Genomic DNA, 23,837 nt, shown 5'->3' on the forward strand with positions numbered 1-23,837 from the left:
CCCATGCCGGCGATCACGGACCGCATCACTGCGAAGGTCGCCGACGTACGCCGACGGCGTCCGGCCGTCGACCACGCGGTGCTCATGCAGGAGCACTACGGCTCGGTGAAGGCTGCCCAGCAGGCGGGTGCGGTCACCTACTTCGCGTTCCTGTCCTTCTTCCCGCTGCTGGCCCTGGCGGTCTTCGTGCTGGGCCGGCTCTCCAGCCTGTACGACGGTCCCGACCCCGACCTCGCCAACACCATCAACTCGGTGGTGCCCGGCATCGTCGGCAACGGCGAGGGCCAGATCTCGCTGGAGGACATCCGCACCTTCTCGGGCTGGACGGCCGTGGTCGGCGTCCTCGGCGTCCTGTACTCGGGCCTGGGCTGGATCTCCGCCCTGCGCGACGCCCTGCTGGTGGCCTTCGAGACGCCCGACAAGGAGCAGCCCGGGTTCGTGGCCGGCAAGCTGCGTGACCTGATCGCGCTCGTGGTCCTCGGCAGCGTGCTCCTGGTCGCGGTCGCGGTCACCGGCTTCGTGTCCCGCTTCTCGGGTGACGTGCTGAGCTGGATCGGGCTGAGCACCGAGCTGGGCTGGCTGGTGTGGGTGCTCAGCATCGTCCTCGGCCTGGGCGCCAACGCGGTGCTGTTCTTCCTGATGTTCCGGCTGTTGGCCGAGCCGCACGTGCCTCGCGGGTCGCTGTGGTCGGGTGCGCTGCTGGGGGGTGTCGTCTTCGAGCTCCTCAAGCAGCTGTCCGGCGTCCTGCTCGCCACCACGAAGGGCAACCCGGCCTTCCAGGCCTTCGGGATCGCGCTCGTCCTCGTGGTGTGGATGAACTACACCTCGCGGGTGATCCTGTACGCCGCCGCCTGGGCCTACACGACGCCGGAGGCGCGCGAGGCCCGCTGGGTCGAACCCCCCGAGCCGGTGCAGGGCCCCCGGATGCCGTCGCTCGACGAGGTGGAGAATGAGGACGACGGCCGGCCGACCGGCCGGGCGGCCTTCGCCGCCGGCGCCGTCGCGGGGGCCGCGGCCGCCGCCGTGGTCCACAAGGTCAGGGAGAACGATTCGTGAAGCTCGAACGCCGGCACGCCTGGCTGCTCGTCGGGGTGGCGGTGTGGAACTTCGTCACCTACGCCACCTTCACCCGCAACCTCTGGAACGCCCACTCCTCGGGCGAGGACCGGCCCACCGGCTACTGGGTCGCCCACACCGTGCTGATCGTCGTCAACGTGATCATCGGGGTCGTCCTCGGCCGCCTGGGTCTCAAGGCCCTCCGCACCCCCCGCTGACCCCCGGAGACCGCCGAGTCAACAGAAAGGGCCGAGTCAGCACTACTAGTGCTGACTCGGCCCTCGCTTTCTGCTGACTCGGCGCCCGCGGTGGGGCTATCGGCCCTGCTTCATGGCGGTGCGCAGGTCCTTGTTGAGCTGGGAGATCACGTCGAGCGGGATCTCCTTCGGGCACGCGGCGGTGCACTCGCCGATGTTGGTGCAGCCGCCGAAGCCCTCGGCGTCGTGCTGGGCGACCATGTCGACCACGCGGGTGTAGCGCTCCGGCTGGCCCTGTGGGAGCTCGCCGAGGTGGGTGATCTTGGCACCCATGAACAGCGAGGCGGAGCCGTTGGGGCAGGCCGCCACGCAGGCGCCGCAGCCGATGCAGGTCGCGACGTTGAACGCCCGCATCGCCTTGTCGCGGGGCGCGGGGACCGAGTTGGCCTCGGGGGCCGAGCCGGTGTTGGCGGAGATGTAGCCGCCCGACTGGATGATCCGGTCGAAGGCCGAGCGGTCGGTAACCAGGTCCTTCAGGACCGGGAACGCGTCGGCACGCCACGGCTCGACGGTGATCGTGTCGCCGTCCTTGAACGACCGCATGTGCAGCTGGCAGGTCGTGGTGACCTCGGGGCCGTGCGCCTGACCGTTGATCATCAGGCTGCAGGTGCCGCAGATGCCCTCGCGACAGTCGGAGTCGAAGGCCACCGGGTCCTCGCCGGCCGCGTTCAGCTGCTCGTTGAGGACGTCGAGCATCTCCAGGAAGCTCATGTCCTCGGAGATGCCGGCCAGCTGGTAGGTGTGCAGGGCACCGTGGGTGACGGCGTCGGGCTGTCGCCAGATGTTGAGAGTCAGGTCCATTACTTGTAGCTCCGCTGCTTCATCTCGATGGCGGTGTAGATCAGGTCTTCCTTGTGCAGCACCGGGTCGCCGCCCTCGCCGCCCCACTCCCAGGCCGCGACGTACGCGAACTCCTCGTCGTGGCGCAGCGCCTCGCCGTCCTCGGTCTGCGACTCCGCGCGGAAGTGGCCACCGCAGGACTCGCGCCGGTTCAGCGCGTCGATGCACATCAGCTCGCCGAGCTCGATGAAGTCGGCGACGCGGCCGGCCTTCTCCAGGCTCTGGTTGAGGCTGTCGGCCGTGCCGAGCACCTTCAGGTCGGACCAGAAGGCCGCCTTCAGCTCGCGGATCATGTCGATGGCCTTGCGCAGGCCGTCCTCGGAGCGCTCCATGCCGCAGTACTCCCACATGATGTGGCCGAGCTCCTTGTGGAAGGAGTCGGCGCTGCGGGTGCCGTTGATGGAGAGGAACTTGGTGACCCGCTCCTCGACCTGCGTGCGGGCCTCGACGACGGCCGGGTGGTCCTCGGTGATCTTCTCGAACGGGCCGTCGGCGAGGTAGTCGCGGATGGTGTTCGGGAGCACGAAGTAGCCGTCGGCCAGACCCTGCATCAGCGCCGAGGCGCCGAGGCGGTTGGCGCCGTGGTCGGAGAAGTTGGCCTCGCCGGTCACGAACAGGCCGGGGATGCTCGACTGCAGGTGGTAGTCGACCCACAGGCCGCCCATGACGTAGTGCACCGCGGGGTAGATCCGCATCGGCGTCTCGTACGGGTTCTCGCCGGTGATCCGGGCGTACATGTCGAAGAGGTTGTCGTACTTCTCCCGGATGCCGTCCTCGCCCAGGCGGGCGATGGCGTCGGCGAAGTCGAGGTAGACCCCGCGGCGGAAGTCGCCGACCATCGGGCCGACGCCGCGGCCCTCGTCGCAGACGTTCTTGGCCTGGCGGGACGCGATGTCGCGGGGGACCAGGTTGCCGAAGGACGGGTAGATCCGCTCCAGGTAGTAGTCGCGGTCCTCCTCGGGGATGTCCCGCGGGTCCTTGTCGCAGTCCTCCTTGTTCTTCGGCACCCAGATGCGGCCGTCGTTGCGCAGCGACTCCGACATCAGCGTCAACTTCGACTGGTGGTCGCCGGAGACGGGGATGCAGGTCGGGTGGATCTGCGTGTAGCAGGGGTTGGCCATGTAGGCGCCCTTGCGGTGCGCGCGCCACGCAGCGGTGACGTTGGACCCCATCGCGTTGGTGGAGAGGAAGAAGACGTTGCCGTAGCCGCCGGTGGCGAGGACGACGACGTCCGCGAGGTGGGTCTCGATCTCGCCGGTGACCAGGTCGCGGGCGATGATCCCGCGGGCCTTGCCGTCGACCACGATGACCTCGAGCATCTCGTGGCGGGTGTACTCGGTGACCGTGCCGGCCGCGACCTGGCGCTCCATGGCCTGGTAGGCGCCGATCAGCAGCTGCTGTCCCGTCTGGCCGCGGGCGTAGAACGTGCGGGAGACCTGCACACCGCCGAAGGAGCGGTTGTCGAGGAGGCCGCCGTACTCACGGGCGAAGGGGACGCCCTGGGCCACGCACTGGTCGATGATGTCGGCGCTGACCTCGGCCAGCCGGTAGACGTTCGACTCGCGCGAGCGGTAGTCGCCGCCCTTGACGGTGTCGTAGAAGAGACGGAACGTCGAGTCGCCGTCCTCCTTGTAGTTCTTGGCCGCGTTGATGCCGCCCTGGGCGGCGATCGAGTGGGCCCGGCGCGGGGAGTCCTGGTAGCAGAAGGACTTCACGTTGTAGCCGGCCTCGCCCATCGTGGCGGCGGCCGCGCCGCCGGCGAGGCCGGTGCCGACGATGATCACGTCGAGCTTGCGACGGTTGGCCGGGTTGACCAGGCGGTTGTCGAACTTGCGCTGGGTCCAGCGCTGCCCGATCGGGCCGGTCGGCGCGACGGGGTCGACGAGCGGCTCGCCGGGCGTGTAGTAGCCGCGGGCGTCGTCGGAGATCTGCGTCGGCGCCGAGTTCAGGGGCGTGGTGTGCGACGGATCGGTGGCTGCCATGAGTGCGATCGCTTCCGTTTCCTAGGAGATGACGCCGAAGAGCGTGAAGATCGGGACCAACGAGAAGCCGCCGGCGACGACCACGGCGAGGATCCAGCCGGCCTCGCGCGCCCGGGCCCGGGACTTCGCCGTGTTGGTGAAGCCGAGCGTCTGGATGGCGCTGAACATGCCGTGGTGCAGGTGCATGGCCAGGGCGAGCATGGCGACGAGGTAGATCACCGTCATCCACCACACGTCGAAGGAGTCGACGAGCAGGCGGTACGGGTTGTCGCTGCCGGTGTCGCCGGTGCTGACGTCGACCTTGACGATCGTGAAGTGGAGCAGGTGCCACACGATGAAGAGCAGCAGCGTCAGGCCGCCCCAGCGCATCGTCCGCGAGGACAGCGACGACCGGATGTTCTTCTTGACGGCGTACTTCTGGGTGCGGGCCTTGCTGGCGCGGCGCCACAGCGCGACGGCCGAGGCCACGTGCACGACCAGGGCGAGCAGCAGCACGACGCGGAAGATCCAGAGAGCACCGGCGTGCGGGAGGATCGGCTCGCCGATCTCGCGGATGTGGTGCGCGTACTCGTTGAACGCCTCCTCACCCGAGAAAGCCTTCAGGTTGCCGTACATGTGCGCCAGCACGTAGCCGATGAAGATCAGTCCGCTGACGGCCATGGCCAGCTTCAGGGCGATCGTGGAGCGGGTCGAGCGCGCTCCCTTGACGAGTGTCGGGGTTGCCACGAGCGACCACGCTACCGCCCAGCGTGCGCGCGGGGACGGGCAGGCGGTGTGACAAACACCGCTACGAAACCTCTCGGGTGGCAAAACTTAGGGAAGCCTAACCATGGTTCGGGTGGCCTGCCAAGCCGAGCGCCCGGTCCCGTCAGCCCAGCGCGCTCGCCAGCTCGCGCCGCGAGCTGATCCCGAGCTTGGTGTAGACCCGACCCAAGTGGTTCTCGACGGTCTTCGGCGAGACGAACAGCTCGTGCGCGATGTCGCGGTTGCTGTGCCCGACGACGGCGAGGCCGGCGACCCGGCGCTCGCTCGCCGTCAGCGAGTCGGGGCCCGGGGCGACGACGCGGCGTGGCCGGTCGCCGAGCGCCTCCAGTGCGGCGCCGCAGCGCTGGCGCACCCACGGCGAGCCGCAGGCCGCGGCCAGCTCGGTGGCCGGGCCGAGCAGCTCGCGCGACTCGGTACGACGACCCAGCGCCCGCCAGGTCTCGGCGAGGTCGACCATCGCCTTGGCATGCTCCAACCGGTCGGCCGCGCCCCCGAGGACGGCGACCGCCTCCGCGAGCAGCCCCGCCCGCGCGGCCGCGTCCTCCTCGAAGCGGGCCGCGACGCGGATGGCGGCGCCCACGTCCGTGGGACTGCCCCAGCGACGGGCGAGCGCGGCCTGCTCGGCCAGCCGGGCCCGGGCGCTCGCCGCGTCGCCGAGGCGCCAGTGGGCGATCGCGGCGGGCAGCCGCCAGGCCAGCGCGGCCGGGTCGACGTCGGCGTCGGCGGCCTCGCGGCGCAGCCGATCGAGCTGTTGGAGAGCGGCGTGCGGGTCGCCGGAGGCGAGGCTGACCCGGGCCCGCAGCTCGTGCAGCCAGATCGCCGGCATCACGCGCAACCCGCCGGTGTGGTCGTCGTACGACGCGAGCAGGGTGCGGACCGCCTCGAGGTCGCGGCGCTCGAGGGCGGCGTACCCGCCGAGGTTGGCCGCGGTGGCCCGCAGCGAGACCACCTCGGGCGACGGCGGCTCGTGCTCGACGGCGGCCAGGATCGCGTCGGCCTCCGCCTCGGTGGTCCGCACGTCGCCGGAGCGCCAGGCCGCGAGGCAGGCCGCGTTGGCGACCATCGCGAAGTCGACGGGCGAGCCGCCGCGGACCACCCGCAGCCGCGCGCGGTCGATCTCGGCGCGGGCCTCGGGAAGGGCATCGGCGGAGATGAACGACATCATCGCCAGCACCCAGCCGACGAGGCCGCCGCCGCGGGCGGCGTCGTCGAAGAGCGCCCCGTGGCGGAGCGCCCGACGGGCGAACTCGGCCGTCGCCAGGTGCGGGTCGTTGCGGTAGCGGCCGCGCTGGGCGAGCAGCGCGAGCAGGGTCCGCTCCTCGGGGGTGTCGCCCGCGAGGTCGGTGAACCCGGCCAGGTGCCGGTCGGCGACCCGGCGCTGGGCGGGGACGAAGGACCGGGTGACCCCGAGCCGGGCCTCGAGCACCAGCCGGGCCGGCTCGTCCTCGACCGGCGGCCAGTCGGCGAGCGCCCGCTCCAACTCCTCGGTCGCGGCCGCCGGGCCGTCGGCGTCGAGGGTGCCCCGGCTGGCGGTGGCCAGCAGGTCGGCGCGCTCGCGGGGGTCGGCGACCGCTGCGGCGGCGGCGAGCAGGTGGTCGCGCGCGGCCACGGCGTCGCCCGCCAGCAGCAGCGCCCGGCCGAGCCGCTCGCGCAGCACCGGGTCGCCGGGTCGCTCGTGGAGCGCGCGCTCCAGGCAGGCGATCGCCGTACGGGTGTCGCCCGCGGCGAGGGAGCCGGCGGCCGCTCGGGCCAGCAGGTCCGGCCCGTCGGGAAGGGTGCCGGCCGGCGCGGCGAGCAGGTGCGTGGCCAGCTGGGCCGGCGGGGCCTGGCGCGCGTGCAACTCGACCGCGGCCCGGGCGTGCATGGCCGCGGCGGTGAGCGGGCCGAGCGCGGCGACCGTCGCCTCGCGGATCACGGGGTGCACGAAGACGAGGCCCTCGGCGCCCTCCACCACCACGTTGTCGCGGACCAGCGAGGCCACCGCCTGCGGCAGCGCGTCGTCGGGGACGGCGGCCACCCGGCCCGCCAGCCAGGGACTCGCGCCGGTGCCGAGCACCGCGGCCGCCCCGGCGACCGCGAGCGCCTCCTCGCTGAGCCGGCTGAGCATCGCGCGCGAGACGGTGCTGGGCCCGAGGCCGGCCACGACCGCGGCGGCCGCCGGGTCGGTGACGTCGTGTCCGCTGCTCACCAGCTCGTCGAGCAGCGCGCCGGTCAGGAACGGGTTGCCCCCGCACGCCGCGTGCATCGCCGCGACGACGGGCGGGCACGGCGAGACGCCAGCGGGGGTGCTGAAGGCCGCCACCGCGGCCGGCGTCAGGGGTCCGGGCAGCAGCCGTTCGGCCTGGCGCGACACGGTCAGCTCGGTGAGCGGGCCGGTGCCGCCCGACGGCGGGCGGGTCGCGACCACCAGGGCGATGGGCAGGTCGGCCACCCGGCGGGACAGGTAGCTGAGGAAGCGCAGCGACGGCTGGTCGGACCACTGCGCGTCGTCCACGGTGATGAGGAGAGGGCGGGTGGCGGACAGGTCGACGGCCACCCACCACAGGGCGTGCAGGGTGCGGGCCACCTCGGCGTCGGTGGCGCCCGGCCCGTCGGGCGCGACGTCGAGGGCGCGCAGCGCGGCGCCGGCCGGCCCGGCCAGGATCGCGTCGCGGACCTCGCCGGAGTAGCGGGAGACCGACCGCTCCACCATCTGGCGTACGACGCCCCACGCGACCGCGGTCTCGGCCTCGTCGCCGGTCGCCTGCAGCCGCCCGAACCCGCGCGCCCGGGCCAGCTCGCGCGCCGCGCGCACCAGCCGGGTCTTGCCGATCCCGGCCTCGCCCTCGATCACCACCACCTGACCGGACCCGGTGGCGGCGGACGCCAGCGCCGCGGCGAGCCGGTCGAGCTCGCTCTCACGCTCGAGGATGTCCGCGGCGGAGCTCATCGCGCCCCGGTCCTCGCGTCGTCCCGCACGCGCGAAGCATAGGGCGCGACTACCGGGTCGTGGGGCGAATCTCCCGGCCGCTGAAGACGCCGTAGTGCCGCTCCACCAGCTCGTCGACGGCCTGCCGCCAGTCCCGGGTGGCCAGCTCGCGGGCCCGGGCGCCGAGCAGCGCGCGCTGCCGGTCGGCGGTCACCGCCCGGACCGCGCGGACCAGGCCGTGCGGGTCCTCGGGGTCGTAGAGCAGCCCGGTCTCCAGCGGACGTACGACGTCGCGCGCGCCGCCGGCCCGCGGCGCCACCACGGGGACCCCGCTCGCCGCGGCCTCGCGCAGCGCGTGGCAGCAGGTCTCCTCGGTGCCGGGGTGGACCAGCACGTCGAGGGTGGCCAGCGCGACCGTGAGGTCGCCCGTCTCCAGCGCACCGGTCAGCTTGGCCTGCGGCATCCGCGACCGGAGCCAGTCGCGCTGCGGGCCGGCGCCGATGACGACCGGCCGGATCCCGGCGACCGCGTTCAGCTCCGGCAGCCGTCGTACGCCGTGGCGGCGGTGGAGGCCGCCGACGTACCCGACGGTGACGAGGGGGCCCTGCTTCGAGCGGGACCGCGACCAGGACCCGTGCAGCCAGGCGTCGCGCAGCGCGGGCGTGAACGCGTCGGTGTCGACGCCGGGCTCCCAGAGCACCGCCTCGACGCCGAGCGCGGCGACCCGGTCGACCATCCAGGGCGCGGTGACGAGGACCCGCCCGGCGCGGTCGGCGACCTTGGCCCGCCAGTAGTCGGCGGTCAGGTCGGGGACCGGCGCCTGCTGGACGACGACGCTGGGGATGCCCAGCCGGGCGGCGTGCTTGAGCGCCTTGCGGCCGACGGTGCCGGGGCTGGTCACGTGCACGACGTCCGGGCGGTACGACGCCAGCGCGTCCCGCACCTGCCCGCCGGGCTTGTCGAGCGGCCGTAGACGGACCACCTCGCTGCGCCGGTAGCAGGACAGCCCCGGACCGGGCGCGATGATCCGCACGTCGTGGCCGGTGTCGATGAGCCGGTCGGCGACCGCCTTCACCGTCGTCGTGGCGCCGTCCACGGCCGGGTAGAACGTCTCGGTGACGAGCGCGATCCTCATGGGCCCACCCTCGCCCCGCCGTCCGTCGGCCCGGTGGCGTGCGGGTGGACGTCGCGTGAATCCGCCCGGCGTGCCCGCGTCGGCCGGGCACCCCCGAGAAGTAACCTGACTCGACTTGTGCTGATTGATCGAGCGACCTTCGAATGACGGGGTGGGACGGGTGAGAGGGTGGCCCGCACGGACGCCGCGGACGCCTCGCGCGCTGCTGGCGACGCTGGCCGTGGGGGCGCTGGCGGTGACGGGGATCGGGTCGGACGCGGCCTCCACGCCGACGCCGGCGGTCGAGCGGCCCGACGGCCGCACCAACATCCTGCTGATCACGGCCGACGACCTCGCGGTCCGCGACCTGGCCTTCATGCCGAAGACGCTCGAGCTCCTGCAGGAGGGCGGGGTCGCGTTCGGTGACGCCCTCGCGCCGACGCCGATCTGCGTGCCGGCGCGGGCGTCGCTGCTGACCGGGCAGTACGCCCACAACCACGGTGCCGTGACCATCACCGGGCACGGGGGTGGCTACGCCAGCTTCGACGACACCGACACCGTGCCCGTCGCCCTGCAGAAGGTCGGCTACGACACCCTCTTCGCGGGCAAGTACATCAACGGCTACGGCAAGGTGAACCCGCTGACCGGGGCCGACACCGAGCACGACCTCCCACCGGGCTGGACCGACTGGCGCGCGACGATCGACCCGTCGACGTACCGCTTCGACCGGCGGCGGATGAACATCAACGGCGAGGTCCGGCGGGTGCCCGGCTACGCCACGAAGGTGATGACCGAGCAGACCCAGGACATGATCACCGACGACCGGGACGGGAGGCCGTGGTTCGCCTGGGTCAACTACGTCGCCCCGCACGTCGGCGGCCCGGAGGGCCCGGGCGACCCGCGGACCATCCACCCGAAGGACACCCGCGCCGCGTTCAAGACGACGGTCCCGGCCGACGAGGACCGCGGCTACTACCAGCGGGTCAGCATCCCGAACCTGCCGTACTCGTTCCCCGACGACACCGACGATCTGGCGAAGGCCAACAAGCCGTCCCACCGGCGGTTCACCAAGGTGGAGAAGCGGGCCCTGCGCACCGTCTACCAGCGGCGGATCGAGGCCGCCCGCGGCATCGATCGCGGGGTCGCGGCGCTCGTCGACACGCTGGCGGAGACGGGCCAGCTCGACCGGACGCTCGTCGTCTTCACCTCCGACAACGGATTCACGGTCGACGCCCACAACCTCAACGGCAAGCTCTACCCCTGGGACGACTCGCTGCGCATCCCGGTCCTGATGCGTGGTCCGGACCTCCCGCAGGGCCACGAGGTGAGCACGGCGGTCACCAACCCCGACCTCGCCGCCACCTTCCTCGGGGTCGCCGGGGCCGAGGTGAACCATCCCCTGGACGGCGTCGACATCCTGCCGTGGATCAAGGTGCCGGCCCAGGTCCGGGCGATCCCGATCGAGGGCTGGCCGGGCGGCGACGGCAGCCGCCGGCTCTACATGGGGGTGCGGCTGGGCGCCTGGACCTACGTCCGCTTCCGCGGCGGTGAGGAGGAGCTCTACGACCGGGCCACCGACGAGTACGAGATGCGCAACCTCGCTCACGACCCGGCGTCGAAGCCGGTGCTGCTGGCGTTGAAGCGGCTCGCGGTGCGCTATCGGGACTGCATGGGAGCGCAGTGCCCGCAGGAGTTCTACCCGGCTGCCTGGGCCGCCGACCCGACGAGGTTCCCGGGGTGAACGTCGACGCCCGCTGGCGCGCCTTCGCCTACGACCCCCGCCTTCCCGAGCACGCCCGGCTGCGCAGCTCCGACGCCGACCGCGACCTGGTCCGCGCCCTGCTCCGCGAGGCGTACGCCGAGGGCCGGCTGACCGAGTCCGACCTGGAGTCGAGATCGGCCGATCTGACGCCGGAGCTCACCCTCGGCGGGCTGCTGGAGCTGGTCTCCGACCTGCTCCCGACCGGTCGACCCGAGCCCGACCCGCTGGCCGCCGGGGGCATGGACCCCCGGGTTGCCCGGGCGATGGCCATGGCCGGCTTCCGGGGCCAGCTGATGAAGGACCTGGCCGTCTTCCTCGGTCCCGGCGCGGCCTGCGTGCTGGTCTGGTGGCTCGACGGCCGCGGGCTGTTCTGGCCGGTCTGGATCCTCGTCTACACCGGCATCCCGCTGCTGCTCACCCTGGTCCGGGCGCGCACGCGGATCGCGCTGCGTGAGCGAGAGCTGATGGCTGGTCCGCCACCGCGCTAACCCCGACCGAGGGTCTGCGCCGGCGGGTCGCCGCGGCGGATCGCGTCGGCGACCTCGTGGATCCGCACGCCGCTGGCCTGCCAGTCGCCGGCCTCCTGCTCCCAGAAGGGACGGAAGCCGCGCCGTACCTCGACCGTCCAGTGGCGGCCCAGCAGCACCCGGCCGAGGATCGCGAACGGCAGGACCAGCAGGAGCAGCAGCAGCTCCAGCCCGGCGACCAGGACGAGCAGGAGGAAGGGGAGCAGCAGGACGAGGAGGACGAGGCCGATGACCAGGCTGACCGGGTCGTCGCCGAGCGAGGTGCCGCCGGGGAGGTCCGGCAACGCGTCGAGGCTGCCCTTCAGCCGGCGTCGCCACGGGACCCACCGCCGGGTCACCCGCCAGGTCTGGCCCTGCGGGTCGCGCACCTTCACGCGGCGCAGGCTATCGGTCGAAAAGGTCACACTTCGTGGCCCCGGTCACGCGACGCTCCTAAGGTGCCGACCATGACCGAGGTGGAAGGTGGGCTGCCCGAGCCCGAGGAGCTGGAGCCCGAGCAGGGCTCGCTCGACCTGGCGGCGCCCGAGGACCGGCACACCCGTGAGGAGTGGGAGGCGGCCACCGCCGCGGTGCTTCGCAAGTCCCGGCGGATCGGTGACGACGACCCGGACGCGGTCGTCTGGGACAAGCTGACCCGGACGACCCTCGACGGCATCGCCGTCACCCCGCTCGGCACCCCCGACCTGCTCGACGGCCTGGTCACCAGTGGCCGGCCGACCCGCGTCGGCGCCTGGGACGTCCGGGCCCACCTCGGGGCCGGTGACGCCAAGGCGGCCAACGAGGCCGCGCTGGTCGACCTCGACGGCGGCGTGACCTCCCTGTGGGTCGGCACCGACGGCACCGATCTCGCGGCCCTCCTCGAGGGCGTGCTGCTCGACCTCGCGCCGGTCGTGCTCGACGCGCCGGCCGATCCGCTGGCCGCCGCCCGCGCCTTCCTCGAGTACGTCGGCGACCGCGAGCTCGCGACCGGCACCAGCCTCGGGGTGGACGCGACGGCCGCCGACGAGGTCCTCGTCGCGGCGGCCGGCCTGGCCCGCGACGCGGGCGTCCTCGCGTTCGTCGTCGACGCGACCGCCGTCCACGACCGCGGCGCCTCCGACGTCCAGGAGCTGGCCCACGCGCTGGCGGTGGCCGCCCGGCTGCTGCGGGTCCTCGAGGGCGCCGGGATCCCGGTCACCGAGACCGCGTCGCTGGTGGAGTTCCGCTACGCCGCGACCGACGAGCAGTTCCCGACGATCGCCAAGCTGCGCGCCGCTCGTCGGCTCTGGGCCCGGGTCCTCGAGCTGAGCGGCGGCGAGGGCGGGCAGCGCCAGCACGCCGTCACCAGCCGGCCGATGATGACCCGCTACGACCCCTACGTGAACATGCTCCGCACCACGGTCGCCGCCTTCGCCGCCGGCGTCGGGGGAGCGGACGCGGTGACGGTGCTGCCGTTCGACAGCCCGCTCGGCCGTCCGGAGGGCTTCGGCCGCCGGATCGCCCGCAACACCTCGCACCTGCTGGTCGACGAGTCCCACGTGGCCAAGGTCGCCGACCCCGCCGGCGGCTCGTACGCCGTGGAGAAGCTCACCGACGACCTGGCCGTCGCCGCGTGGGAGCTCTTCGGGCGGCTCGAGGACGGGGCCGACCTGGACGCCGAGATCGCCGCCACCGTCGAGCGCCGCGAGGCCGAGGTCGCGAAGCTCAGGCGCCCGCTCACCGGACTCTCGGAGTTCCCGAACCTGGCCGAGACGCTGCCGCAGCGCGCGGCCGACGACGCCTGGACCGACGTCCGTCCGTACGGCGCCAGCTACGAGGCGATGCGCGACACCCCGCCGGACGCCCACGTCTTCCTCGCGACGCTCGGCCCGATCGCCCAGCACACCGCGCGGGCCACCTTCGCGACCAACCTCCTCGCCGCGGGCGGGGTCGCGGTCGACGTCGCCGGGCCGACGAAGGACGCCGACGAGCTGGTCGCGGCGTACGACGGGCAGCGGGTGGTCTGCCTCGCCGGACCCGACGGCGCCTACGCCGCGTGGGGCCCGGCCGCCGCCGAGGCGCTCCGGGCCGCCGGGGCGTCGTACGTCATCGTCGCGGGCAAGCCGATCGACGGCACCGACGACTCCTGCGCGATGGGCGTCGACGCCCTCGCGTTCCTCACCCGAGTCCGGGAGCACCTGGCATGAGCATTCCGAAGTCCTTCAGTGGCCTCGACCTGGCCGGCGCCATCGCGCCGACCGGCGAGGTGCCCGGCGAGACCTGGACGTCCCCCGAGGGCATCCCGATCAAGCCGTCGTACGACGCCGCCGACCTCGCCGGTCTCGACGCGCTCGACACCTGGCCCGGGCTCAGCCCGTTCCTGCGGGGGCCGTACCCGACGATGTACACGACCCAGCCCTGGACCGTCCGGCAGTACGCCGGGTTCTCCACCGCGGAGGAGTCGAACGCCTTCTACCGCCGCAACCTGGCGGCCGGCCAGAAGGGGCTGTCGGTCGCGTTCGACCTGGCGACCCACCGCGGCTACGACTCCGACCACCCGCGGGTGCGCGGCGACGTCGGCATGGCCGGCGTGGCCATCGACTCGATCTACGACGCCCGGACCCTCTTCGACGGCATCCCGCTCGACGAGATGTCGGTCTCGATGACCATGAACGGCGCGGTGCTGCCGGTGCTCGCGCTCTACATCGCGGCCGCCGAGGAGCAGGGGGTGAAGCCGGAGCAGCTCGCGGGGACGATCCAGAACGACATCCTCAAGGAGTTCATGGTCCGCAACACCTACATCTACCCGCCGGCGCCGTCGATGCGGATCATCTCCGACATCTTCAGCTTCACCTCGGCGCGGATGCCGCGGTTCAACTCGATCTCGATCTCCGGCTACCACATCCAGGAGGCCGGGGCGACGGCCGACCTGGAGCTGGCCTACACCCTGGCCGACGGCGTCGAGTACATCCGCGCGGGCCTCGAGACCGGCATGACGATCGACCAGTTCGCGCCGCGGCTCAGCTTCTTCTGGGCGATCGGCATGAACTTCTACATGGAGATCGCCAAGATGCGCGCGGCGCGGGCGCTGTGGAGCCGGCTGGTGCGCCAGTTCGAGCCGCAGAACCCCAAGTCGCTCAGCCTGCGCACGCACAGCCAGACCTCCGGCTGGTCGCTCACCGCCCAGGACGTCTTCAACAACGTCGGCCGCACCTGCATCGAGGCGATGGCCTCGACCCAGGGCCACACCCAGTCGCTGCACACCAACGCCCTCGACGAGGCGATCGCGCTCCCGACGGACTTCTCCGCCCGGATCGCCCGCAACACCCAGCTCCTGCTGCAGCAGGAGAGCGGGACGACCGGGACCATCGACCCGTGGGCCGGCAGCTACTACGTCGAGCGGCTCACCCACGACCTCGCCGAGAAGGCCTGGGCCCACATCCAGGAGGCCGAGCAGGCCGGCGGCATGGCCCGGGCCATCGAGCAGGGCATCCCCAAGATGCGCATCGAGGAGGCGGCCGCCCGCACCCAGGCGCGGATCGACTCGGGGGCCCAGAAGGTCATCGGGGTCAACACCTTCCGGCTGGCGGCCGAGGACAAGCTCGACGTGCTGCGCGTCGACAACGACGACGTCTACCGCCAGCAGATCGCCAAGCTGGAGCGGCTGCGGGCCGAGCGCGACGACGACGACGTACGACGGGCGCTGGAGGCGCTGACCAACAGCGCCGAGCGGGGCGCGTCGAAGGGCTCGCTCGACGGCAACCTGCTCGCGCTGGCCGTGGACGCGGCCCGCGCCAAGGCCACCGTCGGCGAGATCTCGGACGCGCTGGAGAAGGTCTACGGCCGGCACCAGGCCGTGATCCGTACGATCAGCGGCGTGTACCGCGACACCGCCGGCGAGGGCGACGGCACCCTGGTGCAGCAGGTGCTGGACGCCACCGAGGAGTTCGAGGAGGCCGAGGGCCGCCGACCCCGCATCCTGGTCGCCAAGATGGGCCAGGACGGCCACGACCGCGGCCAGAAGGTCGTCGTCTCCGCGTTCGCCGACCTCGGCTTCGACGTCGACGTGGGGCCGCTGTTCTCGACGCCGGAGGAGGTCGCCCAGCAGGCGGTCGACGCCGACGTGCACATCGTCGGCGTCAGCTCGCTCGCGGCCGGCCACCTCGCGCTGCTGCCGGCGCTGAAGGAGGCGCTCGCCGAGCAGGGCCGTCCCGACATCATGATCGTGATCGGCGGCGTCATCCCGCCCGACGACGTCCCCACCCTGCGCGAGATGGGGGCCGCCGCGGTGTTCCTGCCCGGCACGGTCATCGCGGAGTCGGCCCTCGACCTGCTGGCCGCGCTGCGCGAGGAGCTCGAGCACTGATCGCGGGCTCGTTCACCTGATCGACAGACGTCGTACGTCTCCCCTGGGGGCGGTCGTCCCCCGGAGGTCCCCTCCGGTTAACCGACCCTCCTTAACTTCCATGGCGGTTCTCGGCCACATCCCCCCGCCAAGGAAGCGACTGCATGCCCCTCTCGTACCGGCGTGTCCCACGCGCGCCACGTCTCGTGTCCACCGCCCTCGCCGCCGCCCTCGCGGTGGCCGGCCTCGCCGCGACGTCGCCGGCCGCCACGGCAGCCGCCGTCGACCCGGCGACCGACTTCACCGAGCTCGTCAACCCGTTCATGGCCACCCAGGGCGACCACGGGCAGAACCTGCCGGGCGCCCAGGTGCCCCACGGCCTGGCCAAGCCCAACCCGATGACCGCGCCCGGGCGCACCCACTCGGGCTACGACTACGCGCAGGGCAACATCCGGGGCTTCACGCTCACGAACCTCGACGGCGTCGGCGGCTCCGGGGCGGGCGGCGACCTGCTGGTCGTCCCGACGTACAACACCTACACCTCGCGGCCGGCGGCCAGCACCTACGCGCTGCCGTTCACGCACGAGGACGAGACGGCCGAGCCCGGGTTCTACCAGGTCGGCCTGCAGTCGCCGCGCGGCACCATCGACGCCGAGCTGACCGCCACGGTCCGCAGCGGTCTGGAGAGGTTCACCTTCCCGCAGGCCGGCCGGGCCTCGCTCGTGCTGGACCTCCAGAACAACTTCACCGGCCGGCTCGGGTCCGAGCTCGCCGTGACGACCCTCGAGGATGGCCGTGCCGAGCTGTCCGGCAGCGTCACCGGCACCTTCAACGGCTACGACTACAAGCTCTACTACACCGCGGTCACCAGCGCGCCCGTCGCCAGCGTGCAGACCTGGGGCGAGGGAGCCGCGTTCGGGCCCACGAAGCGCCGTACCGGTGTCGACGCCGGCGCCGTGATGACCTTCGACGTGGACGCCGGCGAGGCCGTGCAGCTCACCACCACCCTGTCGCCGATCAGCGTCGCCCAGGCCCGCCGGGACCAGGCCGCCGAGCTGGCCGGCAAGTCGTTCGCCGACGTCCGCGAGGACGCGCACGACGTGTGGCAGGAGACCCTGGGCAAGGTCGCGGTCACCTCCGACGCCACCAGCGATCCTGACGGCGACCTGGCCGCGATCTTCTACACGAGCCTCTACCGGATGCTGGCGACGCCGACCAACGCGACCAGCACCGACGACACCTACCGCGGCGTCGACGGAGCGGTGCACCGCGCCGACGGCTACACGCACTACGACGGGTGGGGCACCTGGGACGACTTCCGGAAGTTCCCGGTGCTCGCCACCATGTACCCGGACGTGTACGGCGACCTCGTGCAGTCGCTCGTCGACCTCTACGCCGACGCGGCCACCGTGGGCAACGCGACGCTGAGCAGCCGGATGATGGCCGTTCCGACCGTCCGCTTCGAGCGCTCCGCGATCGTCATCGCCGACGCGATCTCCAAGGGTGTGCACCTGGACCGGCTCGCGAAGGCCTTCCCGGCCGTGGTCGCCAACTCCACCACCTACAACGCGACCAACCGCGCCCTCGGCTACCTCGCCGACGACCCGGGCACCACCGTCGCCGCGTCGTACGACGACTACGCGCTCTCGGTCATCGCGACCGAGCTCGGCCTGAGCGCCGACGCCGCGTCGTACGCCGCCCGCGCCGCCAACTACAAGAACGTCCTGAAGCCGGCCGCGTGGAAGGCCTTCGACGGCACCGACGTCGCCGTGCTGTCCTCGCGCAACGCCAGCCGTGAGTGGGCCTCGGACGACCTGGAGCAGTTCCAGGCCGCGCGTCTCTACCAGGGCACGCTCTGGCAGTTCCACTGGTACCCCTCGCAGGACATGGCCGGCCTGATCACCGCCATGGGCGGCACCGCCGCCGCGCGGCAGGCGCTCAGCCACTACTTCGGCGAGCAGGCGCCCGACGACGGCACCAGGATGCTGAAGTCGAACGCCAACGAGGTCGACCTGCAGACGCCGTACCTCTTCAACTACCTCGGCCAGCCGGCCAAGACCCAGAAGTGGGTGCGCGACCTCTACACCAAGGAGACCTGGCAGCAGTACATCGCCACCGGCGGCACGGACGGCAACACGCCGCCGTCGAGCAACGGCAAGCTGACCCCTCCGATCAGGACCAAGGTCTTCAAGAACGAGCCGCAGGGCTTCCTGCCGACCATGGACGACGACACCGGTGCCATGTCGGCGACGTTCGTCGCGGCGGCGCTCGGCCTCTACCCGGTCACCGCCGGCTCCTCGCAGTACCAGGTCGGCTCGCCGTTCTTCCCGCGCGTCGACATCTCCCACGCCGACGGCACGTCGTTCAGCATCACGGCCGGCCAGGTCTCCCCGGACAACTACTACATCCAGGGCGCCGAGCTCAACGGCCGGACCCACGGCGACACCTGGGTCGACTACGCCGACATCGTCGGCGACGGCTCGTTCGACCTGACGATGGGCGCCGCCGCCTCGACGTGGGGCACCGGCAGCCGGCCGGCGTTCTCGATGAGCACCGCCGGGACGGGGACGCCGGCGACGGCGAGCATCACCTCGGACCGGGTGGCGCTGACCGCGGACGCGGACGGCAAGGTCGACGGCACCATCACGATGACCCTGCAGGGCGCGGCCTTCGCCGGCACCACCGGCACCGACCTCGCCGCGGCCGGACTCGTCCGGGTCGTGGGGCTGCCGGCCGGCGTCACCGCGACGGTCACCAGGTCCAGCGCCACCACGCTGGCCGTCCGGGTCACCGGCACCCTGGAGCGGCTGGCCCGGTCGCGGTTCGCCGTACGACTGACCGACGGGGCGCTCACCGGCGTCCCGGCGGCCGCGGTCACCGGCAGGGGCCTCTCCACGCGGGACCCCTTCGCCCTCCGGGTCACCGACCACTGGCGTGCTCAGCTGCAGGAGACCTACGCCGAGGCGCGCCTGGTCGTCGCGGGCAACTACGAGGGCTCGACGTACGCCGCCCTCGCGACCGCGCGCGACTCCGCCCGCACGGTCCTCGCCCGCACGGAGGCGACGGATGACGAGCTCGACGCGGCCGACGCGGCGCTCACCGCGGCCCTCGACGGGCTGGTCCTGAGCCAGGGCGGATTCCGCCGGCTCGAGGCCGAGAAGCAGGACGAGTGGTCGGGCGGCTCGCTCGGCAACGAGACCACCGGCATCGGAGGCGTCCGCCCCGGCTCGTGGATCGCGTTCAACGGGGTCACCTTCGGCGAGGGCCAGGTCCCCGACCAGCTCCAGGTGCGGTACTCCGGCGCCTCGGCCGACGGCTACGCCAACGCCGCCGTCGAGGTGCGCCTCGGGTCGCCCACGGGTCACCTGGTGGCGACGGTGCCGACCCCGCCGACCGCCTCCACCTTCGGCACCTACGTCACCGCCACCGCGGACCTGACCGACGTCGAGGCCCTGCTCGCCGCGAGCCCGGCGAAGGTCTACTTCGTCTTCACCGGCTCCAACCCCACCGCCGGTGACACCGCGCTGCACTGGGTCGGCAACTTCGACTTCATGCAGTTCGCCGACTCCGGTGCCGTCGAGGAGGAGCCGGTCGACAACAACGTCGTCCTGACCCCCGAGGGCCGGGCCGGGTGGGGTGGCGACGGCGTCAGCGTCGGCAGCAACACCATGAAGACCGAGACGGCCTCCGCCGGCGCGGGTGGGTTCACCGCCATCGCCAACACCCACCACGGTGACTGGGTGCGCTGGGCCGGCGTGGCCTTCCCCGAGGCCCCGACCAAGCTGTCGATGCGCTACATCAACAACTCCAACCGGGTCGCGCCGGACGCCAACCTCGACGTCTATCTGGACTCGATGACCGGCACCCCGCTGGTCAACGTGCCGCTGCCGGCCACCGGCTCGGACTGGAACTCCAGCGGTGTCGCCGAGGTGAGCCTGCCGGCCGGCCTCACCGGCACGCACGACGTCTTCATCGTCCTGCGCGGCACCTACACCGAGGCCCGGCCCTACATCGGCAACCTCGGCGGCCTCACCTTCGACGTCCCGGACGCCCCGTCCGGCGACGGCCTGGTCGTCGAGTTCGAGAACCGGAGCCGGTGGGCTGGCACCGAGCTGAAGACCGAGAACTTCAGCTGGAACGACGGCACCTCCGGCGTCAACGTCGGGGGCACCCGCGACGGCGACGTCCTGGAGTACGACGACCTGCGGTTCGCCAAGACGGCCACCTCGGTCTCGGTCCACTACGTCAACAACTCCAGCCGGGTCGGCAACAACTCCCGGATCGAGCTCTACCTCGGCTCGCGCACGGGCGCCCCGCTGGTGACCGTCCCGCTCCCGGTGACCGGCGCCAACTGGTCGTCCGCCGGGACCACCACCGTGTCGCTGCCGACCGCGGTCAGCGGCACGCACGACGTCATCGCGGTGCTCCGCACGGACGTCCCCGACGCGAACCACCCGTTCGTGTCGAACCTCGACTCGCTCACGTTCAACTACGGCGTGGACAAGTCGGCCCTGCGCGCGCTCCAGGAGGCGCACCGATCCGAGCTGACCAACGGCGCGCGCTACGTCGGCGTGGACTTCGCGGCCTTCACCCGGGCGATGGAGTCGGCGGGGGAGGTGCTGGTCAACGAGACGGCGATCGCCTCCGAGGTCAAGGCCGCCCTGCGGGACCTGCGGCTCGCCGTGGGCCAGCTGGCGCCTCGGGTCCGGCGGTCGCTGATGGTGGGCGTCGCCGACGTCCAGGCCATGGACCTGACCCGGTACTCGCCGGCGACGGTCGGCGTCCTCCGCTCGGCGCTGGCCGATTCCACGGCCCTGCTGGCGGCCGGCACCGCCACCGACGAGCAGTACGCCGGCCAGGGCGCCACCCTGCAGGCCGCGGTCGACGGCCTGGAGCTGCGGGCCTCGGCGGCGCCCGACGTCCCGCAGGCGGTGTCGGCGACGGTGTCGCTGCGCAACGTCACCGTGTCGTGGGCCGCCCCGGCCTACGACGGCAACTCCCCGCTCACCGGCTACACCGTGCAGCTGGAGGGTGGGGAGCCGGTCTCGGTGGACGCCGCGACGACGTCGTACACCTTCACCGGGCTGGACCGCGGCAGGTCGTACCGGGCGAGCGTCAAGGCGGTCAACGCCCTCGGCGCCTCGCCGGCCAGCGACTACAGCGCCTACGTCCCGGTCGCCAGCGTCCGGCCCACGGCACCCGCCCGACCCGGCGTCTCGGTGACCGGTCAGTCGGTCACGGTCAGCTGGGACGCGCCGGACGACGGCGGCTCGACCATCACCGGCTACACGGTGCGGCTGAGCAACGGCGCCGAGGCCCGGGTGGCCGGGGGCACGAGCAGCCACACGTTCCCGGGCCTGGCGGCCGGGGACTACACGGCGACGGTCTCGGCGACCAACGTGAACGGCACGTCGAACGTCTCGACGCCGTCCGCGCGGGCCACCGTCCTCGCCGCGCCGACCGTCACCCGGGCGACGGCCACGGCCCCGGCCTGGTCGCAGGTCCAGGTGCGATGGACGGCGACCGGTCCGCAGCGGTTCGTCCTCCAGGTGTCGCTGAGTCGTGCCGGACGCGTCGTCGCGAGCCGTCAGGTGTGGTCCGACACCACCGGCGTGACCTTCGCCGGTCTGGCGGCGGGCACGTCGTACCAGGTCCGGGTGGGGGTGGTCGGCGGCACCGCGGCGGCCACCACCACGGTCCGGACGCCTGCCCGGCCGCGGGTCAAGGCGGCGACGGTGACGATCACGGGCCAGGCGAAGGTCCGTCGCACCCTCGCCGTCAACATGCGTCGCACCTCCTGGAGTGCGGGCACCCGGTTCACCTACCAGTGGCGGGTCAACGGGAAGGTCGTGAGCACCGCGGCCCGACTGCGGCTGAAGCCGGCCTTCGCGGGCAAGCGGGTCACCGTCCGGGTCACCGGCACTCGCGGTGACTGGACGCCCACCACGGTGACGAGCAAGGCGGTCCGGGTCCGCCGCTGACCCGTCCGTCCCGCAGCACCCGGCGCCCCGGTCCTCCTGGACCGGGGCGCCGTTCGCGTCCGGCGGTACTGTGCCCGACGTGCCCGCCGTCACCGTGCCCGATCTGCTCGAGGGAGTCGCCGCCGGCCACCGGGCTGCGGTCTCGCGGGCGATCACCCTCGTCGAGTCCGCGAACCCGGCCCACCGCGAGCGGGCCCGCGAGCTGCTGACCGCCCTGCCCGTCCCGGAGACCTCGGCCGTCCGGGTCGGGATCTCGGGCGTGCCCGGCGTCGGCAAGTCGACCTTCATCGAGGCGCTCGGCCGTCGGCTCACGGCTGCCGGCCACCGGGTCGGCGTGCTGGCGGTCGACCCGTCCAGCGTGCGCACCGGCGGCTCCGTCCTCGGCGACAAGACCCGGATGCCGCGGCTCTCGGTCGACCCCGGCGCCTTCATCCGGCCCTCGCCCAGCGCCGGCACGCTCGGCGGGGTCGCGCGGGCGACGGTGCAGGCCATGTCGGTCCTCGAAGCGGCGTCCTACGACGTGGTGCTGGTCGAGACGGTCGGCGTCGGTCAGTCCGAGGTGACCGTGGCGGGCATGGTCGACACCTTCCTGTTCCTCACCCTGGCCCGCACCGGCGACCAGCTGCAGGGCATCAAGAAGGGGATCCTCGAGATCGCCGACGTGATCGCGGTGAACAAGGCCGACGGGGACCGCGAGCAGGAGGCCCGCGGCGCGGCCCGCGAGCTGGCCGGCGCGCTGCGCCTGGTCCGCGGCCACGGCGAGTGGGCGCCGCCGGTCGTCACCTGCTCCGGGCTGACCGACGTCGGCGTCGACGACCTGTGGGAGCGGGTGCAGGCCCACCGCGACCACCTCGGCGTCGACGGCCTCGCCCACAAGCGGGCCGGGCAGCAGCTCGACTTCACCTGGGCCCTGGTCCGCGACGAGCTCGACCAGCGGCTGCGGCACTCGCCGGGCGTGCGCGCGGTCCGGGACCGGATCCGGGCCGAGGTGCTCGCAGGCGACCTGCCCGCCCCGGTCGCGGCCGACCGCCTGCTGGCGGCGTACGACGCCGTCGAGTGACGCCAGATGGCTGCCCGGAGCCGTCCGAGCGAGCCATCCGGCGTCACTCGACGACGACCGGCGGGCTAACCTCCTGGGGATGCCCGCGGACGATTCCCTCCCCTCGCTCCTCGCCGGCGTCGTGGACAAGCACGACGCCGAGCTGGTCGGACTGCGCCGTGACCTGCACGCCCACCCCGAGCTCTCGTGGGACGAGGTGCGCACGACCCGGTTGATCGCCCGACGTCTCGAGGACACCGGCTGGCGGCTGACCCCCTTGCCGCGCACCGGCGTCGTCGCCGAGCTCGGCTCCGGCGGCCGGGTGGTGGCCCTGCGGGCCGACATCGACGCGCTGCCCGTCCAGGACGCGACCGACGACCCGTGGCGCAGCACCGTCGCGGGCGTCGCGCACGCCTGCGGGCACGACGTCCACACGACGGCGCTGGTCGGTGCGGCGCTCGCGCTGGCCGAGGCCCACGACCGCGGCCGGCTCGCGGGCCGGGTGCGGCTGTTCTTCCAGCCCGCCGAGGAGGTCATGCCCGGCGGCGCCGTCCACCTGATGGGGCTGGGCGTCCTCGACGACGTCGACCGGATCTTCGCCCTGCACTGCGACCCGGGCGTCGACGTGGGCCAGGTCGGGCTGCGCCTCGGCCCGCTCACCAGCGCCGCCGACCGGGTCGAGGTCCGCCTCGAGGGCCGGGGCGGGCACACCTCCCGACCGCACCTCACCGGCGACCTCACCTTCGCGCTGGCCAAGGTCACGACCGAGCTGCCGGCCGTCCTGTCGCGGCGGATGGACCCCCGGGCCGGCGTCAGCGTCGTCTGGGGCGTCGTCAGCGCCGGGGCCGCCCCCAACGTGATCCCCGACCAGGGCCTGCTGGCCGGCACGGTGCGGATCCTCGACGCCATCGCCTGGGCCGACTGCGAGAAGCTGGTCCGCGAGGTCGTCCACGAGATCGTCCGTCCGTACGGCGTGACCGCGCACGTCGACTACCAGCGCGGGGTCCCGCCGGTGGTCAACGAGCCGGTCTCCAACCGGATCCTGGCGCAGGCCGTCCGCGACGTCCTGGGGGACGACGGGCACGTGGTGGCGCCGCAGAGCCTCGGCGGCGAGGACTTCGGGTGGTACCTCGACCAGGTCCCGGGCGCCATGATGCGCTTGGGCACCCGCACCCCGGGCGGCCCGACGTACGACCTCCACCAGGGTGACCTGCGCATCGACGAGCGCGCGATCGGGATCGGGGCCCGGCTGATGGCCGGGGCGGCCGCCCGGGCGCTCACCGAGCCGCCCGCCTGAGGCGGG

At 73.0% G+C, this 23,837-nt stretch carries 15 protein-coding genes; 9 read left to right on the forward strand and 6 right to left on the reverse strand.

Annotated features, from left to right (window positions below):
* The first annotated feature begins 3 nt into the window (after positions 1-3).
* Both V7S47_RS02420 and V7S47_RS02425 read left to right on the forward strand, forming a co-directional pair.
* Positions 4-1,056, forward strand: a complete 1,053-nt coding sequence (locus tag V7S47_RS02420; protein WP_336560086.1) for a YihY/virulence factor BrkB family protein — start codon at positions 4-6, stop codon at positions 1,054-1,056.
* Positions 1,053-1,274, forward strand: coding sequence for an SCO4848 family membrane protein (locus V7S47_RS02425; protein WP_336560087.1), 222 nt, complete (start codon positions 1,053-1,055; stop codon positions 1,272-1,274). Before V7S47_RS02420 ends, V7S47_RS02425 begins: the two co-directional genes overlap by 4 nt.
* A 96-nt stretch (positions 1,275-1,370) precedes the next feature.
* Here V7S47_RS02425 and V7S47_RS02430 read toward each other — a convergent pair whose 3' ends face one another.
* The 5 genes from V7S47_RS02430 to V7S47_RS02450 form a co-directional block, all read right to left on the reverse strand.
* Complete coding sequence (locus V7S47_RS02430; RefSeq protein WP_090850055.1) at positions 1,371-2,114, reverse strand: succinate dehydrogenase/fumarate reductase iron-sulfur subunit; 744 nt, start codon at positions 2,112-2,114, stop codon at positions 1,371-1,373.
* On the reverse strand, positions 2,114-4,135 hold the full coding sequence (locus V7S47_RS02435) for a fumarate reductase/succinate dehydrogenase flavoprotein subunit (RefSeq protein WP_336560088.1): 2,022 nt from the start codon (positions 4,133-4,135) through the stop codon (positions 2,114-2,116). The genes V7S47_RS02430 and V7S47_RS02435 overlap by 1 nt, the downstream gene beginning before the upstream one ends.
* Positions 4,136-4,156: 21 nt before the next feature.
* Entirely contained in the window at positions 4,157-4,861 is a 705-nt protein-coding gene (locus tag V7S47_RS02440) for a succinate dehydrogenase cytochrome b subunit (protein ID WP_090850060.1), read from the reverse strand.
* 142 nt (positions 4,862-5,003) lie between these two features.
* Positions 5,004-7,829 carry a helix-turn-helix transcriptional regulator gene (locus tag V7S47_RS02445; protein ID WP_336560089.1) on the reverse strand — a complete coding sequence of 942 codons (2,826 nt, stop codon included), beginning with the start codon at positions 7,827-7,829 and terminating at the stop codon, positions 5,004-5,006.
* Between the two features lie 49 nt (positions 7,830-7,878).
* Positions 7,879-8,943, reverse strand: a complete 1,065-nt coding sequence (locus V7S47_RS02450) for a glycosyltransferase (RefSeq protein ID WP_336560090.1) — start codon at positions 8,941-8,943, stop codon at positions 7,879-7,881.
* A 160-nt stretch (positions 8,944-9,103) separates the two neighbouring features.
* Here V7S47_RS02450 and V7S47_RS02455 point away from each other — a divergent pair, with 160 nt between their 5' ends.
* Positions 9,104-10,663 (forward strand): sulfatase-like hydrolase/transferase, encoded by a 1,560-nt coding sequence (locus V7S47_RS02455; protein ID WP_336560091.1) that lies wholly within the window; start codon positions 9,104-9,106, stop codon positions 10,661-10,663.
* Complete coding sequence (locus V7S47_RS02460; protein ID WP_336560092.1) at positions 10,660-11,172, forward strand: DUF1707 SHOCT-like domain-containing protein; 513 nt, start codon at positions 10,660-10,662, stop codon at positions 11,170-11,172. Before V7S47_RS02455 ends, V7S47_RS02460 begins: the two co-directional genes overlap by 4 nt.
* Here the strand turns inward: V7S47_RS02460 and V7S47_RS02465 are convergent.
* Positions 11,169-11,585 (reverse strand): hypothetical protein, encoded by a 417-nt coding sequence (locus V7S47_RS02465; protein WP_336560093.1) that lies wholly within the window; start codon positions 11,583-11,585, stop codon positions 11,169-11,171. The genes V7S47_RS02460 and V7S47_RS02465 overlap by 4 nt on opposite strands.
* Before the next feature lie 72 nt (positions 11,586-11,657).
* Here V7S47_RS02465 and V7S47_RS02470 point away from each other — a divergent pair, with 72 nt between their 5' ends.
* The 5 genes from V7S47_RS02470 (at position 11,658) to V7S47_RS02490 (ending at position 23,831) form a co-directional block, all read left to right on the forward strand.
* Entirely contained in the window at positions 11,658-13,376 is a 1,719-nt protein-coding gene (locus tag V7S47_RS02470) for a methylmalonyl-CoA mutase family protein (RefSeq protein WP_336560094.1), read from the forward strand.
* The gene (gene scpA / locus V7S47_RS02475; RefSeq protein WP_336560095.1) at positions 13,373-15,535 is read left to right on the forward strand and encodes a methylmalonyl-CoA mutase; all 2,163 of its coding nucleotides are present in this window, start codon (positions 13,373-13,375) and stop codon (positions 15,533-15,535) included. The genes V7S47_RS02470 and scpA overlap by 4 nt, the downstream gene beginning before the upstream one ends.
* A gap of 185 nt (positions 15,536-15,720) precedes the next feature.
* On the forward strand, positions 15,721-21,495 hold the full coding sequence (locus V7S47_RS02480) for a glycoside hydrolase domain-containing protein (RefSeq protein WP_336560096.1): 5,775 nt from the start codon (positions 15,721-15,723) through the stop codon (positions 21,493-21,495).
* A gap of 79 nt (positions 21,496-21,574) precedes the next feature.
* Positions 21,575-22,555 (forward strand): methylmalonyl Co-A mutase-associated GTPase MeaB, encoded by a 981-nt coding sequence (gene meaB, locus V7S47_RS02485; RefSeq protein ID WP_336560097.1) that lies wholly within the window; start codon positions 21,575-21,577, stop codon positions 22,553-22,555.
* 79 nt (positions 22,556-22,634) lie between these two features.
* Complete coding sequence (locus tag V7S47_RS02490) at positions 22,635-23,831, forward strand: amidohydrolase (RefSeq protein ID WP_336560098.1); 1,197 nt, start codon at positions 22,635-22,637, stop codon at positions 23,829-23,831.
* Positions 23,832-23,837: the final 6 nt, after the last annotated feature.

It is taken from the genome of Nocardioides sp. CCNWLW216 (assembly GCF_037120545.1).
Classification (GTDB): domain Bacteria; phylum Actinomycetota; class Actinomycetes; order Propionibacteriales; family Nocardioidaceae; genus Nocardioides; species Nocardioides lianchengensis.